Source organism: Arthrobacter sp. Soil_C_49, assembly GCF_057656635.1.
The window spans coordinates 1-15,532 of sequence record NZ_JBDGJZ010000019.1; the positions used below are offsets into that span (position 1 = coordinate 1).

The window sequence follows — 15,532 nt, forward strand, 5'->3', positions numbered from 1 at the left end:
CTCAAACAACAGACACACCCGGCACCACCCAAACCAACGTTCAGGATCGCTCCGGAGCAACTTTTCAAACTTACCCGACTATCCGTCCCGGTGCAAATCCGTATTTCAGGATTTCACCGGTGGGAAGTCGTCCCCACCCGCTTCTGGAGCGCCCTAAAGCCCTACCAGAATTTGGTTTATATTTTGGGGGTTTGGCCGCCCGCGGTAACCAGCTCTTCGCTGTCTCCCTCGCGGCGACTTAGAAAACAATACACCTCCTCCGGCGGTTCCGCAAATGCCCTCCGGCGGAGGTCCTGGACCCCGGAATTACGCGGCAGAACCGGGCATGCGCGCCATCAAGGGCCACCCGGCGTCGTACTTCTTCCCTGTGGGCTGCGCCACGCGGACGCGGCAGGGGCACTCCCTGCCGCAAGCCCAGGCGGCTTAAACAGCAGAAGGGCCGGCAACCGTGAGGTTGCCGGCCCTTCTCAAGCAGCTGGTATCAGCGGGGCTGGATTACCAGGAAGACTTGGTGATGCCCGGGAGTTCGCCCTTGTGGGCCATGTCGCGGAAGCGGACACGGGAGATACCGAACTTCTGGAAGGTACCGCGGGGACGGCCGTCGATGATGTCGCGGTTACGCAGACGGATCGGGGACGCGTTGCGGGGCAGCTTTTGCAGGCCCAGGCGGGCTGCTTCGCGTGCTTCGTCGGTTGCGTTTTCGTCAACCAGGGTCTTCTTCAGCTCGAGGCGCTTTGCAGCGTAACGCTCAACGATGACCTTGCGCTGCTCGTTGCGAGCAATCTTGGACTTCTTAGCCATGTTTAGCGCTCCTCTCGGAATTCGACGTGCTGGCGGATCTTGGGGTCGTACTTCTTCAGAACCATGCGGTCCGGGTCATTACGACGGTTCTTGCGGGTTACGTAGGTGTAACCCGTGCCCGCGGTCGACTTGAGCTTGATGATCGGACGTACGTCCTTGTCCTTAGCCACTAGAGCTTCACCCCACGAGCGAGAATGTCGGCGACGACAACGTCGATGCCGCGTACGTCGATGGTCTTGATGCCCTTTGCAGATACCTGCAGCGTGACATTACGGCGCAGGGACGGAACCCAGTAGCGCTTCTTCTGGATGTTCGGATCGAACCGACGCTTGTTGCGGCGGTGCGAGTGCGAAATGCTGTGCCCAAAGCCCGGCTCGGCCCCGGTCACTTGGCAGTGTGCTGCCATGACTTCTCCTCAAGAATTGAAAGTAATGATCCGCATATCTGCTGCTGGACCATGCTGCTAAGGGCGACCCAAAAGTGAAGAAGGGCAACGGTTAGTCACGCAACTTGAGCCCCTAACTACCGGCCACCCTGGAGAAAATACCGGGCAACCGGAGCAATTGCGCACGCTCCGCGCACTTAGCGCCTACCAAGTCTACGAGTTCACGCAATTAAAGACCAATCCGGCGCTTGAGGGTGTATAAGCGGCCGCTTCCGTTAGAGGCGTGTCAGCTGCGGATACCTGGGCTGCAGCCCGTCGCCCGAGGACTTTCCGGTGACCCGGCGGACCACCCAGGGCCCGGCGTACTCACGGAACCACCGGGCGTTCGCGCGGATGGCGTCCAGCCCGCTGAGCTCGGGGACAGGGGTCATGGGCGGGACGTCGATGGAGTGATCATGTTCCAGGACGTCCAGCACGCGCTTGGCCATGTTGGCGTGTCCGGCCGCGGACATGTGCATCCGGTCCTGCGCCCACATGCCCCAGTCGTAGTACTCGCTGAAGCGCCAGTAATCCACCAGCAGGGCGCCATGGTCTCCCGCGATGCCGCGCACCAGCTCGTTGTAAATGGCGGTCCGCCCCCGCATGGTGCTGAACACCTTCGAGCCGCGGGCATCGAAGCCGGTAAACATCAGCACTGTGGCACCGGAGGCGCGCAGTTTGGCGATGGCGTCGTCGTACTCCACCAGAAGGTCGTCAATGTCGATCCTGGGCCGGAGGATGTCGTTGGCACCGGCGTAAATGCTCACCAGCGTGGGCTTGAGCTCGACGGCGGCGTCCACCTGCTCAGCCAGGATCTGGCGGAGCTTCCTGCCGCGGACGGCGAGGTTGGCATACCCGAAACCCGGGTCCGGGGCGCCGAGTTGCTCAGCTACGCGGTCTGCCCAGCCGCGGACGCCGTTGGGGCGGGTGGGATCGTCGTCGCCCACGCCTTCGGTGAAGGAGTCACCAAGGGCAACGAAGCGCGTTGTGAAATCCATCTGGCCAGTTTGCCACCCGCTGCTGGGGGCAACCAAGTTCCCCGTGGTTCCCTGCTTTACCGGCTACGCGTCGGGGTTCTCCCGCAAGATCCAGTGGTCCGAGTCCAGCCGGCCCACTACCTTTTCGCCGATCCGTGCCAGGTCCTGGACGTCCTGCTCGGTGAGGGCGTCAAGGAACAAATCCCGCACCGTCTCAACGTGCCCGGGCGCGAGTCCCACGATGGTGGCCATGCCTTCCTCAGTGAGGTGTGCTGTTGTCACGCGGGCATCGTGCGGGTGCGGCCGGCGTTCCACCCACCCCCGTTTCTGCAGCTTGGTCACCACATGCGAAAGCCGCGACAGGGAAGCACTGCTGCGGGCGGCCAGCTCGCTCATCGGCAGGAAGCGCTCCTCCGCCTCGGAGAGCATGGCCAGGACGGTGTAGTCGAAAAGGGACAGTTTTCCCGCTGCGTGGAGCTTGGTATCGAGGGCTGCGGGCAGCAGCGTGTTGATACTTACCAGGGCCAGCCAGGCACGGCGTTCGTCGGCGTTGAGCCAGCGGGTTTCGGTCATGCGTCCATTCTACGGTGGGTTGATCCTTCAAGTAGGGACAGGCGGGGCCGGTAGGCTGGGCCCATGTATGTTGTCTCACTGAGCTACCGGGTTCCCCAGGACATCGTGGACTTCCACAATGATGCGCACATCGCCTGGCTGCAGAACGCCTTCGACGACGGCGTGTTCATCGCCGCCGGGCGCAAGGTACCCCGGACCGGCGGCCTGCTGCTCTCCCGGGCCGACCGCGCCACCCTCGACGCCAGCCTGGCCCAGGACCCGTTCTACACCAACGGCGTAGCTGACTTCGAAGTAGTCGAGTTCCACGCTGGCCGGGTGGCTCCCGGCTTTGAGAACCTGCTGGACAGCTAAAACTCCTGCCGGGCCTTCGCCGGGTCCCGTGCCAGCTTCTTCAGGCCGCCTTTGCGCGGCACCTTGACCGGTTCGGGCCAGCGCGGGGTGAGTTCATCACCGAGCGTGATGCCCCGCAGTTTGCGTCCGAACAACGGCAGGACCCAGTCGTGGACCCAGCGACGCTGCCGGCGTTCCCACTCCCGCAGCCCGAGCCTTGGCGGCGGGTCCCAGTCCTTGGGCCGGATCTTGTGCGGGACACCCAACTGGTCCAGCACCTGCCCTGCCAGGTACTTGTGGCCCGCCTTGGACATGTGCAGGCGGTCCGAGTCCCACATCCGGCGGTCATGGAAGGCATCCAGGCACCAGTAATCAACGAGGACTGCACCGTACTTTCCGGCGACAGCCCGGACCCGCTCGTTGTAGAAGGTGTTGCGTTTCTTCAGCGGCTCGAGCAGTGCTGAAACCTTGACGTCAAAGCCGGTGAAGAGGACCACCGTGGCGCCTGTTCCAGCGAGCCGCTCGACGAGCTTCTCATAGTCGGCCATGAGTGCGGCCATGTCCGTCTTCATATCCAGGATGTCGTTGCCGCCGGCATAGAGCGTGACGAGGGTGGGTTGCATGCTCAGTGCCGGTTGCAGTTGCTCACCGATGACATGCCGGAGCCGTTTGCTCCTGATCGCCAGGTTGGCGTAGCGCCACCCTGGTTGCGCCTTCGCCAGTTTCTCGGCAACCCTGTCGGCCCAGCCACGGACTCCATTGGGCAACCGCTCGTCCCGGTCCCCCACACCTTCAGTAAACGAGTCCCCCAGGGCAACAAACACCCGCCGCCCGGACTCAGGAAGCAAAGGTTCAGGCACCACGCACCAAAAGTAGCGCCCCAAGGAAAAGGCAGAACGACGCCGGGATGAACAGCAAGTGCGAGAGCGTTCCAGAAAAAGCAGCATTAACTGATAGAGCGTTGGGAATTAGGCGGCAGGATCTGATGGGGCGTTTGATCCAACAGCCGCGAAGGCGCCGTGCCCAAACGAGTCGCGCGGGAGGCTTAGCCTTCGGCTTTGCCTTGGCGCCAGTAACCCATGAAGGCAACCTGCTTCCGGTCAATCCCGACGTCGCGGACCAAGTAACGCCGCATGTCCTTGATGACCCCGGCTTCGCCGGCGATCCAGGCGTAGAAGGGCATGGCGCCGGCGGGCATGTCCGGGTTTTTGGTGGCCTGGATTTCGGCGGTTTCCATCCGGGCGGGGGTCTCCCAGAGGATGTCCTCGTCCACGTTGACGTCCTCGGGCTCGGGACCTGCGCCGCCGTCGGCAGCTTTGATGCCGACCCAGCCGGGCACCGGCACTGCCTTGCGCACTGCCTCCTGGAGCAGTTCGCCGTGCGGGCGGGACCGTCCGATGGAGGCGCCGCGCGCGAGCCAGGTGATTTCGACGTCGGCGGGTGAGGCCAGTTCGAGGAAGTCGCCGGCTTCGGGGACTTCCAGGAAGGCGTGGCCGGTCATGTATTCGGGCAGGCTTGCCAGGATGGCGGAGATGGCCGGGATGGCGGTCTCGTCGCCGGCGAGCAGGATGCGCTGCGCCAGTCCGGGGCGCCATTCGATGCCGGAGTAGATTTCGGCCGTGACGCAGTGCGCCGCGCGGTTGTTGGGTCCGATGATGCTGATCGCGTCGCCCGGCTTGGCATTGAGGGCCCAGTTAGCGGCGGGTCCACCGTTTCCGTGGTCATCGAAGTGCATCACGAAGTCCACGTCGATCTCGGGGTACACGGCGTCGAGGCGGGCCTGCCGGACCGTGTACGTGCGCATGGAGCCGCGCACTGCAGGGTCCATGGCCAGCCATTCGCGGTACCAGCCCGCTTCGGCCATCTCGAAGACCGGCAGCGGAAGCTGCGTGCCGTCAGCAGCGAGCGACGGGATCATCAGCTTGATCCGGAGGTCAAGGGTCTCGCCGTGGACGCCGAAGTCCCGCAGCGAGTACCCGCCGAAGGTGATCCGGCGGAAGTTGGGGCTTAGTTCCTGCACGGAAGAGACCGTGACCTCGAAGGCCAGGGTCATGGGCTCGGTGGCGGCGATATCGCGGGTTTTCATGAAACGAGCTCCAGTTCGTTGGCAGGGACGTGGTGTCGGCCGATGGGAATGATCAGGGGGGTTCCGGACACGGGGTCCGGGATGACGCGGGATTCGAGGCCGAAGACAGTGCGGACCAGCCCCTCCGTCACCACGTCCTGCGGCGCACCGACCGCCACCACCGCGCCGCCCTTCATGGCGATCACGTTGTCGGCGTAGCGGGCGGCGAGGTTGAGGTCGTGCAGGACGATGGCCACGGTGGTGCCGCGCTGGCGGTTCAGGTCCGTGACCAGGTCCAGGACCTCCACCTGGTGCGCGAGGTCGAGGTAGGTGGTGGGCTCGTCGAGGAGCAGCACCTCCGTTTCCTGGGCCAAGGCCATGGCGATCCACACCCGCTGGCGCTGCCCGCCGGAGAGTTCGTCCACGTTCCGCCCGGCGAGGGCCAGCGTTTCGGTGGCTTCCAGCGCGCGCTGCACGGCGGCGTCGTCCTTTTCGCTCCAGCTGCGGAAGAGGCCCTGGTGCGGGTACCGCCCGCGGCCCACGAGGTCGCGGACCTTGATGCCGTCCGGCGCGGTGGGGTGCTGCGGGAGCAGGCCGAGGGTGCGGGCAAGTTCGCGGGCGGGGCGGGAGTGGATGTCCTTGCCGTCCAGGGTCACAGCACCGGACGCGGGCTTGAGGAGCCGGGACAGGCCGCGCAGGAGGGTGGACTTCCCGCAGGCGTTGGCGCCCACGATCATGGTCACCTTGCCCTCGGGGATTTCGGCACTGAGGCCGTCCACCACGCAGCGCTGATCGTATTTCAGCGTCAGGTCCTTGGCGTTGAGTACAGCCACGTCAGGCGTCCTTTCGGTTGGCCGTGACCAGGAGCCACAGCAGGAACGGGGCACCGAGCGCACCGGTGATCACACCGACCGGCAAAACGGTGCCGTCCAGCAGCAGGGGGGCGAGGTTGGCGGCGGCGTAATCGGCCGCGAGGACAATGAGGGCTCCCACGAGGGCCGACGCCGGGAGGCTGGCTTTGCCGGTGAAGCGCCGGGCGATGGGCCCGGACAGGAAGGCGACGAACGAGACGGGCCCGGCTGCCGCCGTCGCCACTGCCGCCAGCGCGACCGCAATGACCACCAGCGCGAGCCGGGTGGCCCCTACTCTGATACCCAGGCCGGCGGCGGCGTCGGGGCCTAGCTCCAGGATGCGCAGAGGGCCCGAAATGGCGGCAACCGCAGGAATGAGGACCACGAGGGACACGGCCAGGACGCCGGCGCGGTCCCAGTTGGCCGAGTTGAGGGATCCGTTGAGCCAGACGAGGGCGTCGGCGGCGGTCCGGATATCGGCGCGGGTCATCAGGAAGTTGACCACGGCCTGCAGTGCGGCCGCGATTCCCACGCCTGCGAGGATGAGGCGGTTTCCGGCAGCATCGCCGCGGGTGGTTCCCCGCAGGCCGCTGCTGGAAATCGCGTAGATGATGGCCGCGACGACGAGCGCGCCGCCCAGGGCAGCCCCGGAGACCGCGGCACCGGAGGCGCCGAACACCACGATGGCCATAACCGCGGCTGCGCTGGCCCCGTAGCTGATGCCGATGACGTCCGGACTGGCCAGCGGGTTGCGGAGCATGGTCTGGAAGAGGGCGCCGGCCAGGCCAAACGCGAGGCCGATCATGGTGCCGATCACCGCACGGGGCAGCTTGTTCTCCATCACAATGAAGCTGGCGCCGGGGATCTTCTCACCGTCGGTCAGGTGCGCGAGAAGGATCTTGAAGAAGTCCGGGATGGTCACGGTGTAGCTGCCCAGCAGGACGGACGCTGCAAAGAGGACCACGACGGCGGCTGCCAGGATCGCGGTCCGGTTCAAGCCGCGAGACGGCAGAAAACCCCAATGTTTGCGCGCGGGATTGTTGTTAAGTGTCATCTCGCGCGGAGTCTGGGTGACGCTCACAGTCCGGCCCCCTTTCCGCGGCGGATGAGCCAGACAAAGACGGGAGCCCCGACCAGGGCTGTCATGATCCCCGCGGGCACTTCGCCGGGCAGCAGCACCACGCGGCCGATGATGTCCCCGCCCAGGAGCAGCACCGGAGCCAGGACCATGGAGAAGGGCAGGATCCAGCGGTAGTCGGGCCCGGTGAGGAACCGGACGGCGTGCGGAATGATCAGGCCTACAAAGGCGATGGGCCCGGCAAGGGCCGTGGCCGAGCCGCAGAGCAGCACGATGCCGAGGGCTGTGATGGCGCGGACCAGTCCCACGCGCTGGCCGAGGCCGCGGGCGATGTCATCACCCAGGGCCAGGCTGTTGAGGATCCGTCCGGTCAGCAGCACGATGAGTGCTCCGGCGGCCAGGAACGGGAGTCCGGACAGCAGCACGGACCAGTCGCGCCCGGCGATCCCGCCCACCTGCCAGAAGCGGAACCGGTCCAGGGTGTCCTGGCTCGAGACCAGGATGACGTTCATCAGGGAGTACAGCCCCGCGTTCAGCGCCGCCCCTGCCAGGGCGAGTTTCACGGGAGTGGCGCCGTCCCTGCCCAGTGACGCGATGAGGTAAACCACGACGGCGGCAGCTGCGGCGCCGAGGAAGGCGAACCAGATGTACCCGGAGAGTGAGCCGACGCCGAAGACGTAGATGCCCGTCACTACGGCGAGGGCGGCGCCCGCGTTAACACCCATGATGCCCGGATCGGCAAGGGGGTTCCGGGCCACACCCTGCATGGCGGCGCCTGCCAGGCCGAGCGCCGCGCCGGCCAGCAGGCCCAGGACGGTCCGCGGGATGCGCGCGTGGACGACGGCATGGTCCCCGTTGGCAGGATCGAAGGCGGTGAGGGCCTGCCACGCCGTCTCCAGGGGAAGGCCCCGGGCTCCGGTGGCCAGGGATGCCCCGGCCAGGAGGGCGAGCACAACGACGGCGGCCAGCAGCAATGCCGCCCGCTTTCCACTGGAAGCGTCACCGCGGAGCAGGGCACGTGCTCCCCTTCCCGGCACGGAAGTGCCGGGAATCCGCGCCTGGTGGGCCGCCGTCGTCGTACTCTGTGTCACTGGACTACTGCTACTTCACTGCGTCCGCAGCAGTGGCCAGCTCGGGCAGGAACGTGTCCAGCGCCCAGGGCAGGCTCAGCGGGGAGGATGCAGAGATTGCCAGGACCAGGCTCTTGTTTGCGTCTGCGACGAACGCGCCGTTCTTGACGGCCGGGATCTGGCCGAGCAGGGGATCGCTCTTGATGGCGTCCGCCTCGCTGGCGTCCTCGACGGAGCTGAGGAAGATGTCCGATTCCAGTTCATTGGCCTTCTCGGCAGACCAGGGGACGAAGAATTCCTTGGAGCCTGCGGAGGCCTGTTCGGCGACCGGGGCGAGCTTCATTCCGATGGCAGACAGGAACTTGGGCCGGTTGTCATTGGCCGTGTAGATGCCCGTCTGGGTGGGGTCCGAGGGAAGGGCGTAGCCGTAAATGAAGGTCTTGCCGGCGATCTGCGGGTACTTGGCGGCTTCCTCCTTCACGGTGGCCTCGGTGTCCGCGACCAGCTTGGCCGCTTCGGTGTCCTTGCCGAGTGCCTTTCCGATGATGGTGGTGGCGTCCTGCCATGAAGTCCCGTAGGCCAGCTCAGGGTGGGCCACGACGGGGGCGATCTCGCTGAGCTTCTTGTAGTCCTCTTCTGTGAGGCCGGAGTAGGCAGCGAGGATGACGTCCGGGGTGAGCTTGGCGATCTCGGTGAAGTTGATGCCGTCAGCTTCGGAGTACTGGACCGGCGCCTTGTCGGTGCCGAAGCCGGCGCCGAGCTCCTCGAGTGCTGCATCCTTCCAGGGAGTGGAGCCCTGGTCGTTGCCGCCCCACTCGTTCTTGGGGACACCGACTGGAACAACGCCGAGGGCAATGGCAACGTCGTCATTGACCCAGGAGACGGTGGCCACGCGCGTGGGCTGCTTTTCAATGGTCGTCTGGCCGAAGGCGTGGTCGATGGTGACCGGGAACTGGGCGCTGCTGGAGCTGGAGGCCGTTGAGTCCGGGGCGGAGGTTGCGGGACCTGTGGAGCAGGCGGAGAGGGTGAGCGCCGCTGCGGCCAGAACGGCCGCCGCCTTGCCGGCTGACTTGAACAGCGTGCGGCGGGTGGCACTGGGCCCGGGGAAGAGGGGGGAAGTCACGGAACTCCTTAAGTGTCTGAAGCGAACTTAAGTAAGGCTAGCCTACCCTTGCAGCCATTACGCAACGTTTACGTCACTTAATCCTTCTCGTGACGAACGACACACTTTCCCGCTCGCCGCTCCTTGGACACCGACCGCAGCTTTTGGCAGGATGGCACTGCCGGTTGATTGGGCACCGGCCAGTGCATCAGAACCACTGCACCCGAGCCCGAGCTTTCGAGATAGGACACCAGGAACGATGCGCACGCAGACGGCCAGCCCGGCCATCGCTGCCATGGGAAGCGGGGTGGCCGCTTTGGCCTGCTCCGCGGAGACCTGCTGACCCTTTACACCCATTCCCCGCAGTCCCGGGGCTCCCTATCTTTCGAAAGCTCTGCCATGCAATCCATCACGCCTCAACAAATCCGCTCGTCCTTCGTTAATGCCAGCCGCTCGGAGGCGGCCAAGCTCACCCTGCCCAAGGACTTTGACGCGCTGGACTGGGACCGCCTCGACTTCCTGGGGTGGCGGGACGAGAAGATGCCGCTCCGCGGCTACCTGGTGATACCCGGCCCTACGGGGCTCACGGGCATCATGCTTCGCGCACCCGAAGGCGGTGCGCGGAAAAACCGCTCCGTCCTGTGCGAACTGTGCCGGGACGTCTTTTCAAAGGAGGACGTCCTCCTTTGGGTGGCCAGGCGCGCCGGCCAGTCCGGCCGCAACGGCAATACCGTCGGAACACTGATCTGCGCCGACTTCCTGTGCTGCGGCAATGTCCGCAAGGAACCGCCGGCCAACGAGATCAATCCCGACCCGGCCGCCGTCGTCCTTCGCCAGATTGATGGACTGAAGGAACGCACGGCCCAGTTCCTGTCGCGGGTGCAGGCCAAATAACAGCAAGAGGAACCCTCCCCGTGGGGAGGGTTCCTCTTGCACGCCGGTCAGCGGTAAGTGAAGCTCATCAGCAACGCTTTCAGGGAGCGGCCTTCATCACCCCAGTACCACTCCTTGGCCGCCTCGTCGTTCGCAAACTGTCGACCGTCGAAAAGCACGTCTGCGGTCAGAATGCGGTCGCCGAGCATCACCAGCCCGTATTGCACCTGCCCGTCGGGAGAGACCGGCGATCCCGGCGTTAGCCCCATGCGGTATGTAGGAGTGCCAAAAGCGTGGTCGACAAAGAACGACGAACTGGGTGTGGGAACCGCAGCCCCGATCAATCCTGGAACCGGGTCCGTCTCGATGATGAACCTGGAGACATTGCCGGCCGTGGCGTCACCGATTTCGCTGTAGTAGATGGCGACCTGTTCCTGGCCGCCGGCGTCGTAGACGGTCGCGGTTTCCACCGCAGGGGACGTGGAAACCTGTTCATGCTCCACACGCCACCCCTCCGGGTGGGCAAAGGACAGGCGGCCGTCCGGGAACGTGAAGGTCACCGGCCCGGCAGGAGCGGGCGAAGAGGTGGCGACGGGAATGATGGATGCAGGCGGGCTTGCGGCAGGCGCCGTTTGGGCGGCAGTGCCACCGGAAGAGCTTCCGTCCGCGGCAGGGCCCTCCGCGCAGCCCGTGAGGGTGAGGGCCGCGATCGCGGTGAGCGCCATGAAGGTGGTGGCGCGATGTGCTGGGCGCATCTGGGGTGCCTTTCAAGCGAAGGCCGTCACACTCCAAGGCGTCAGGCGCGGGACCCAGCGTTCCACAAGTACCGTCAGGAGGATGAGGGCGAGTGATTGATGCCGACCAGCATGGCACCAGGACAGCACTCCCCAACAGCTCCCGCGCAATATATCCATCGATTTGTTATAAACCGCATACCGGGAGGGCCTAGCGCAAAATGATGTCCACGGGGTTCGCCTCCGAGCGCCAGGTTCCCTCTTCGCCCGCCGGCCGCTTGATGACGGGTGCGGTCAGTACTCCAGAGCGGTTGGTGCGCCTGTCGCGGAGGATCTCGGTCACTGATCCAAGGTGCCGGGAGAGGTCGATCACGTTCTCCGGCGCGGCCAGCAGCAGCTGGAACCCGAACTCGTGCAACGCCTTGATCCCGGCGCCGGCGAACTCCTCGGACGCCAGCACAAAGGCCTCGTCCATCATCACCGTGCCGTACGTGGTGAAGCCCTGCTCGGCGATGCCCAGCTGGTAGCTCAGCGCGGCGGCCATGATGAAGGCCGTGAAGCGCTGGCGCTCGCCGCCGGACATGGATCCGGTGTCCGCATGCATAAAAACTTCGGTCTTTTTGGCACCGCCCTTTTTGCCCGAGGACGCCCCGGCCACCTCGCGGTGCTCCTTGCACTGGATAAACAGGTGGCCGCGGACGTCCAGCACCTCTGCCCGCCAGCGCCTGTCCTCCGGCGCCTGCGAACCGAGCCGCTTCACCAGGGTTTCCAGGGACTTGTAGCGGGCGGTGAGCTCGGCATCGTCATCCCCTGCCCCGTTGCTGCCGTCCGTCCGGGTACCGTCAGCCCTGGCCGGCCGCGTATGGCGGGCCTTGAGGGCGTTCTGGATGGCGTCCTTGAACTGCTTGGCCGTGGGCGGCAGGGTCTGCTTAATGTCCAGCTCCAGGAAGCTGCCCTCGTGGAAGTTGACCTGGGACAGGATCCCGTTCAGGGGAAGGATGCGGCTGGTGATGGACCGGCGTTCCTCGTCGAGCAGGTGGAGCAGCGTGCTGAAGGATTCGTGCGTGCGCTGGTTGAAGAACTGCCGGAATTCGGCCTCCTGCGCGGGCAGGCCGTCGCTGACGATGGCGTGGTAGCGCGTCTCGAACTCGCTGGCGGCGCCGATGGTGGTGCCGTGGTCCGCAGAAATCGCGCTGCCCCATTCGCGCACGAAGCCTTCGAAAATCCGGGTAAGCCGCTCGGCCGTGGCCTGCCCCCGGGACTCCGCGGTGTGCAGCTCGCCCAGGAGCGCGGTCAGGACCCGGTTGGCGAGGTTGTCCAGCTCGTGCATCTCGCTGACGTCGCCGAAACCGGCGAAGTACGGTTCCAGCGCGGTGACAGTGGCGTCCGACGGCGGAGCCTGGGTAAGGCGGTCCCGCGCAGCTTCCAGCAGGGTATCGGCAGCGGTGAGCTGCCGGTCCAGCGCCTTGTATTCGCTCTGCAGGACGGCAGCCGCCTCAGTGCTGGACTGGTGCTTCTGCCGCACGCCCTCGATGGTGGCGCGGAGGGGCTCAAGGTCGGCCTGCGCGGCCAGGGCATCCTTCAGCCGCTGCTCGATCCGGGCCAGCTCATCAGCCGCCACGGCAGCAGAAACCTGATCCCAGGGGCGGTGGTCCTCCGCGATCCGGCGCAGCGCGTCAAGCTGCCGGCTCATGCCCTGGTGCGAATCCTCGCGGCTCTGCGCGAGCTCTGCCGCTTTAGCCACTTCCTGGCGGAGGTCCTCCACTTGGCCGGCCACGAGTTCCAGCTTGGCGGCATTATCGAACCCGAGGACGTAATCCTGCCGGCTGGTGAACCGGTCGTCCTTCTCCACGGTGTGGCGGTTGCGCTTCACCACGCCGCCCAGGCTCAGGCCGCGGTCCAGCCGCGCGAGTTCGTCCGGATCTTCCACGCAGGGGTAGGCGAAGTCCAAAGCGATGCGCTCACGGATCCATGCCCCGGCTTCGGCGGCGGCGCCCGTGGTGAGGATGTCCAGCTTGGTCAGCAGGTCGCCGTCGTGCACGTCCTCCAGGGCCAGGGCACCGCCGGCAAGCGGCTTTGAAACGTCCACCGCCCGCAGCGCGCCGCGGACGTTGTGGTCGTTCAGGTAACGGGTTACGGCGGTGAAATGCTCGCCGGGTACCAGCAGGGTGGTGGCGAGGTTCCGGAGGGCGCGCTCGGCGGCCGGGCGCCATTTCTCCTGCCCCTCGGCGAGGTCCATCAGTTCGCCGGCGAAGGGCATCCGGTCCTCCGGAATGCCGGTGGCGGCCGCGATGGCCGCGCGGTTTTCAATGCTTGACGGCGGCAGCAGGGATTTGCGCGTCTTCAGGGACACGAGCTCCTGCTCAGCCGCGGCCAGCTCCCGCTTCTTGGTTGCGTGGGCGTCGAAGGCTTCAAAGCGGAGCTCCTGCAGGGCCTGCGAATCATCCTTGAGCTCTGCGGACCGGGCGGCAGCCTGCTCATGCGCCTGCTCCCAGCCTTCCTCCGTCCACTCAAGCTGCAGTCCGGCGTCGGCCAATGCCTGGCGTGCCGCTTCCTCCACCTGCTGGCGGAGCTTCAGGCCCACCCGCGCGTTTTCCAGCGACTGCTCGATGGCGGAAATGGCGTTGCCGCCCTGGTTGTTGTAATCCGTCTCCAGCTGGCGCAGTTCCTTGGCCAGGCCGTCCCGGACGCTTCGCTCGGCGCCGAGCTCCTTGGCCTTCGCCTGGGCCAGCTCCTTGAAGCGCGCCAGGGTTTTCTGGTGGACCGTGACGGCCAGTTTCTGCTTGTAGGCCTCGAATTCCTCGCCGGCCAGGTCCCGCAGCCGGTTCGCATCCAGCAGCGACTGGGCATACTCCCGGTTCAGGCCCGGCACCGGGGCAAGCTGGTCGCGCTGCTGCCGGACGTCCTCCAGCCGCTGCCGGATGGACATCAGGTTGCTGAACTCCTCCACCACGTCGTCCGCCGCGGCGAGCGTTGCGGGGGCGTCCAGGACCTGGTCCCGGAAGAAGGTGTTCACGCTGCCGCCCAGGCCCTTGCCCGCCTGGATGACCCGCAGGAGCGGCAGGGCCTGGTCCGAGTTGATGCCCAGCAGGCGGCGGAAGCGTTCCGCGAAGGCCTTGTGCACATCGAAGACCTGGGCGTCCGGGAAGATCGTCTCCAGGGCAGCCTTGGTGAACCGTTTGTCCGCGATGGCTTCCAGCGCTTCGAGGTCCAGCGGAGAATGGTCGATCACGTAGAACCGCCCCACGCTCGACTCAGTACCGTTCTTCGGCAGGTCGAACAGCGCCGAGATGGTCACCCGGGTGCCGGCGGCGTTATCAAACGTCAGGGCGACGGCGGACCACGTGGCACCCGGCCGCTGGAAGGCGCTCGCCGAGCCCTCACCCACGGCCTTGTCGCCCACCTTGCCGCGCATGTACGTAAACGTGGTGCGCCTGTCCTCCACCGCACCGCCCGACCGCTGGGCAGCGGCCTCATTGGACCTCGGCCGGGCATCGAACACCCGCAGCATCGCATCGAACAGCGTCGACTTGCCCACACCCGAGTTGCCCGTCAGCAGCGTCCCGTTCCGGTCCACGTGCATTGTGTGCGCCCCATGGAACGTGCCCCAGTTGACCACCTGCACCAGTGCAAGGCGCATCTGGCCAGGGTTCGTCACTTCGCCGATGGGCAGCATGCTCGCGATGCTCACTTGGCTCCTCCGTTTGTTTCCGTGGCTGGGTACGACGCCGGCGCTGCCGCCCCCGCCCCTCCGCCGGACGGCTCTGCTGCAAGCAGCGAGCCGTCCGGCTCCGACAGGCCCGATGCCACTCCCGGGGCGGCAGCGCCGCCGTCGTCGTTCTTCACGTCACCGTCGGCGTCGTCGTCCTCTTCCTGCGAGGCGCCGTCAAGGTCGATGAGCGCCTCTGTGCCGGCGGGGTCGGTGGTTGCTGCTGCGAGGGCTTCGATTTGGGCGGGGATGTCGCCGATGTTTTCGAAGGGGAGTGCCAGGGGCAGGGCGTTGGAGATGGTGTAGACGTCGTCCAGGCCCGTCGGGAGGAGGAGTTGGCGGGCCAGGAGCTTGGTGATGGCCCGGTTGACCACGTCGGAATCGCGGAGCGCGTCCTGTTGGCCGGCGGGTTGGTAATGGGTGACCAGATCGGCGATTTCCTCGCGCGTGATGGTGGGATCCGTCTGGGCGGTGACGTGCCGGTCCAGGAGCAGGCGCATCCGCAGCAGCACGATGGTCTCCACCCGACTGAGCGCGCGCTGCTGCCGGAGGATGCTGGAGCGGGCACTGCCTCCGATGGCGTCCGGATCAACCGGGCGCAGCACGGCAATCTTCCGTTCGTGGTCCAGCTGTATGGTGAGGAACAGCTCGGAGAGACGGCTGCGGAGAATGACCTGGTGATCCAGCAGGACCGTCCACAGTTTTTCGTCGCGGCCGCCGTCCACATAGGGGCCCTTGAGGAGTTTCACCAGCGCCTGCCGCACCTTCATCGAGAGCACGCCCGTGTCGCCGGGGAACAGGGCGGCACCATCCACGAAGGTGTCGCGGGGAGTTACCGAAAAGGGATCCTGCCGGGTTTCGACGGGTTCAACCACCGGGACGTCGGTTTCAGGGGTTTCGACGGACTCACCCACCGGGGCGGCCGTCGTCGTATCTTCAGTCATC

The 15,532-nt window shown here is 66.0% G+C and carries 17 protein-coding genes; 3 read left to right on the forward strand and 14 right to left on the reverse strand.

Features of this window, described 5'->3' with window-relative positions; all coding sequences use genetic code 11:
- A partial coding sequence (locus tag AC3A4Z_RS21130; protein ID WP_498714091.1) for a hypothetical protein occupies positions 1-242 on the forward strand: 242 nt, incomplete at its 5' end.
- Positions 243-495: 253 nt separating this feature from the next.
- Here AC3A4Z_RS21130 and rpsN read toward each other — a convergent pair.
- The 5 genes from rpsN to AC3A4Z_RS21155 form a co-directional block, all read right to left on the reverse strand.
- Entirely contained in the window at positions 496-801 is a 306-nt protein-coding gene (rpsN, locus tag AC3A4Z_RS21135) for a 30S ribosomal protein S14 (RefSeq protein ID WP_009358853.1), read from the reverse strand.
- Between the two features lie 2 nt (positions 802-803).
- Positions 804-971, reverse strand: coding sequence for a 50S ribosomal protein L33 (gene rpmG, locus AC3A4Z_RS21140; protein ID WP_013602737.1), 168 nt, complete (start codon positions 969-971; stop codon positions 804-806).
- Positions 971-1,207, reverse strand: coding sequence for a 50S ribosomal protein L28 (gene rpmB / locus AC3A4Z_RS21145; RefSeq protein WP_003798559.1), 237 nt, complete (start codon positions 1,205-1,207; stop codon positions 971-973). Before rpmB ends, rpmG begins: the two co-directional genes overlap by 1 nt.
- Positions 1,208-1,461: 254 nt before the next feature.
- Entirely contained in the window at positions 1,462-2,223 is a 762-nt protein-coding gene (locus tag AC3A4Z_RS21150) for an SGNH/GDSL hydrolase family protein (RefSeq protein WP_498714093.1), read from the reverse strand.
- 63 nt (positions 2,224-2,286) lie between these two features.
- On the reverse strand, positions 2,287-2,775 hold the full coding sequence (locus tag AC3A4Z_RS21155; RefSeq protein ID WP_493972999.1) for a MarR family transcriptional regulator: 489 nt from the start codon (positions 2,773-2,775) through the stop codon (positions 2,287-2,289).
- A gap of 63 nt (positions 2,776-2,838) precedes the next feature.
- Here AC3A4Z_RS21155 and AC3A4Z_RS21160 point away from each other — a divergent pair, with 63 nt between their 5' ends.
- Positions 2,839-3,126, forward strand: a complete 288-nt coding sequence (locus AC3A4Z_RS21160) for a YciI family protein (RefSeq protein ID WP_498714096.1) — start codon at positions 2,839-2,841, stop codon at positions 3,124-3,126.
- On the opposite strand, the gene AC3A4Z_RS21165 is transcribed toward AC3A4Z_RS21160, so the two are convergent.
- From AC3A4Z_RS21165 to AC3A4Z_RS21190, 6 genes are all read right to left on the reverse strand, one after another.
- Positions 3,123-3,968: an SGNH/GDSL hydrolase family protein gene (locus AC3A4Z_RS21165; protein ID WP_498714098.1), complete on the reverse strand. Its 846-nt coding sequence runs from the start codon at positions 3,966-3,968 to the stop codon at positions 3,123-3,125. The genes AC3A4Z_RS21160 and AC3A4Z_RS21165 overlap by 4 nt on opposite strands.
- A 182-nt stretch (positions 3,969-4,150) precedes the next feature.
- On the reverse strand, positions 4,151-5,191 hold the full coding sequence (locus AC3A4Z_RS21170) for a siderophore-interacting protein (protein ID WP_498714099.1): 1,041 nt from the start codon (positions 5,189-5,191) through the stop codon (positions 4,151-4,153).
- Entirely contained in the window at positions 5,188-6,003 is an 816-nt protein-coding gene (locus tag AC3A4Z_RS21175; RefSeq protein ID WP_498714101.1) for an ABC transporter ATP-binding protein, read from the reverse strand. The genes AC3A4Z_RS21170 and AC3A4Z_RS21175 overlap by 4 nt, the downstream gene beginning before the upstream one ends.
- Position 6,004: 1 nt before the next feature.
- Positions 6,005-7,075, reverse strand: coding sequence for a FecCD family ABC transporter permease (locus AC3A4Z_RS21180; protein WP_498714233.1), 1,071 nt, complete (start codon positions 7,073-7,075; stop codon positions 6,005-6,007).
- A gap of 23 nt (positions 7,076-7,098) precedes the next feature.
- Entirely contained in the window at positions 7,099-8,190 is a 1,092-nt protein-coding gene (locus AC3A4Z_RS21185) for a FecCD family ABC transporter permease (protein WP_498714103.1), read from the reverse strand.
- A 10-nt stretch (positions 8,191-8,200) separates the two neighbouring features.
- Entirely contained in the window at positions 8,201-9,292 is a 1,092-nt protein-coding gene (locus AC3A4Z_RS21190; protein WP_498714105.1) for an iron-siderophore ABC transporter substrate-binding protein, read from the reverse strand.
- A 378-nt stretch (positions 9,293-9,670) separates the two neighbouring features.
- On the opposite strand from AC3A4Z_RS21190, the gene AC3A4Z_RS21195 reads away from it, so the two are divergent.
- A complete protein-coding gene (locus tag AC3A4Z_RS21195) occupies positions 9,671-10,165 on the forward strand; it encodes an FBP domain-containing protein (protein WP_498714107.1) in 495 nt (164 codons plus the stop codon).
- 47 nt (positions 10,166-10,212) lie between these two features.
- Here the strand turns inward: AC3A4Z_RS21195 and AC3A4Z_RS21200 are convergent, their stop codons facing one another.
- The 3 genes from AC3A4Z_RS21200 to AC3A4Z_RS21210 form a co-directional block, all read right to left on the reverse strand.
- Positions 10,213-10,899 carry a hypothetical protein gene (locus AC3A4Z_RS21200; RefSeq protein ID WP_498714109.1) on the reverse strand — a complete coding sequence of 229 codons (687 nt, stop codon included), beginning with the start codon at positions 10,897-10,899 and terminating at the stop codon, positions 10,213-10,215.
- Between the two features lie 190 nt (positions 10,900-11,089).
- Positions 11,090-14,569 carry an ATP-binding protein gene (locus AC3A4Z_RS21205; RefSeq protein WP_498714111.1) on the reverse strand — a complete coding sequence of 1,160 codons (3,480 nt, stop codon included), beginning with the start codon at positions 14,567-14,569 and terminating at the stop codon, positions 11,090-11,092.
- On the reverse strand, positions 14,566-15,531 hold the full coding sequence (locus AC3A4Z_RS21210) for a DUF4194 domain-containing protein (RefSeq protein WP_498714113.1): 966 nt from the start codon (positions 15,529-15,531) through the stop codon (positions 14,566-14,568). The genes AC3A4Z_RS21205 and AC3A4Z_RS21210 overlap by 4 nt, the downstream gene beginning before the upstream one ends.
- Between the last annotated feature and the right edge of the window lies 1 nt (position 15,532).

Bases quoted from the DNA above. Each gene is read 5' to 3' on its own strand.
- AC3A4Z_RS21195 (WP_498714107.1), top strand. From the start codon at position 9,671: ATGCAATCCATCACGCCTCAACAAATCCGCTCGTCCTTCGTTAATGCC.
- rpsN (WP_009358853.1), bottom strand. From the start codon at position 801: ATGGCTAAGAAGTCCAAGATTGCTCGCAACGAGCAGCGCAAGGTCATC.
- AC3A4Z_RS21210 (WP_498714113.1), bottom strand. From the start codon at position 15,531: ATGACTGAAGATACGACGACGGCCGCCCCGGTGGGTGAGTCCGTCGAA.
- AC3A4Z_RS21180 (WP_498714233.1), bottom strand. From the start codon at position 7,075: ATGACACTTAACAACAATCCCGCGCGCAAACATTGGGGTTTTCTGCCG.
- AC3A4Z_RS21155 (WP_493972999.1), bottom strand. From the start codon at position 2,775: ATGACCGAAACCCGCTGGCTCAACGCCGACGAACGCCGTGCCTGGCTG.
- AC3A4Z_RS21170 (WP_498714099.1), bottom strand. From the start codon at position 5,191: ATGAAAACCCGCGATATCGCCGCCACCGAGCCCATGACCCTGGCCTTC.
- rpmB (WP_003798559.1), bottom strand. From the start codon at position 1,207: ATGGCAGCACACTGCCAAGTGACCGGGGCCGAGCCGGGCTTTGGGCAC.
- AC3A4Z_RS21160 (WP_498714096.1), top strand. From the start codon at position 2,839: ATGTATGTTGTCTCACTGAGCTACCGGGTTCCCCAGGACATCGTGGAC.
- AC3A4Z_RS21200 (WP_498714109.1), bottom strand. From the start codon at position 10,899: ATGCGCCCAGCACATCGCGCCACCACCTTCATGGCGCTCACCGCGATC.
- AC3A4Z_RS21150 (WP_498714093.1), bottom strand. From the start codon at position 2,223: ATGGATTTCACAACGCGCTTCGTTGCCCTTGGTGACTCCTTCACCGAA.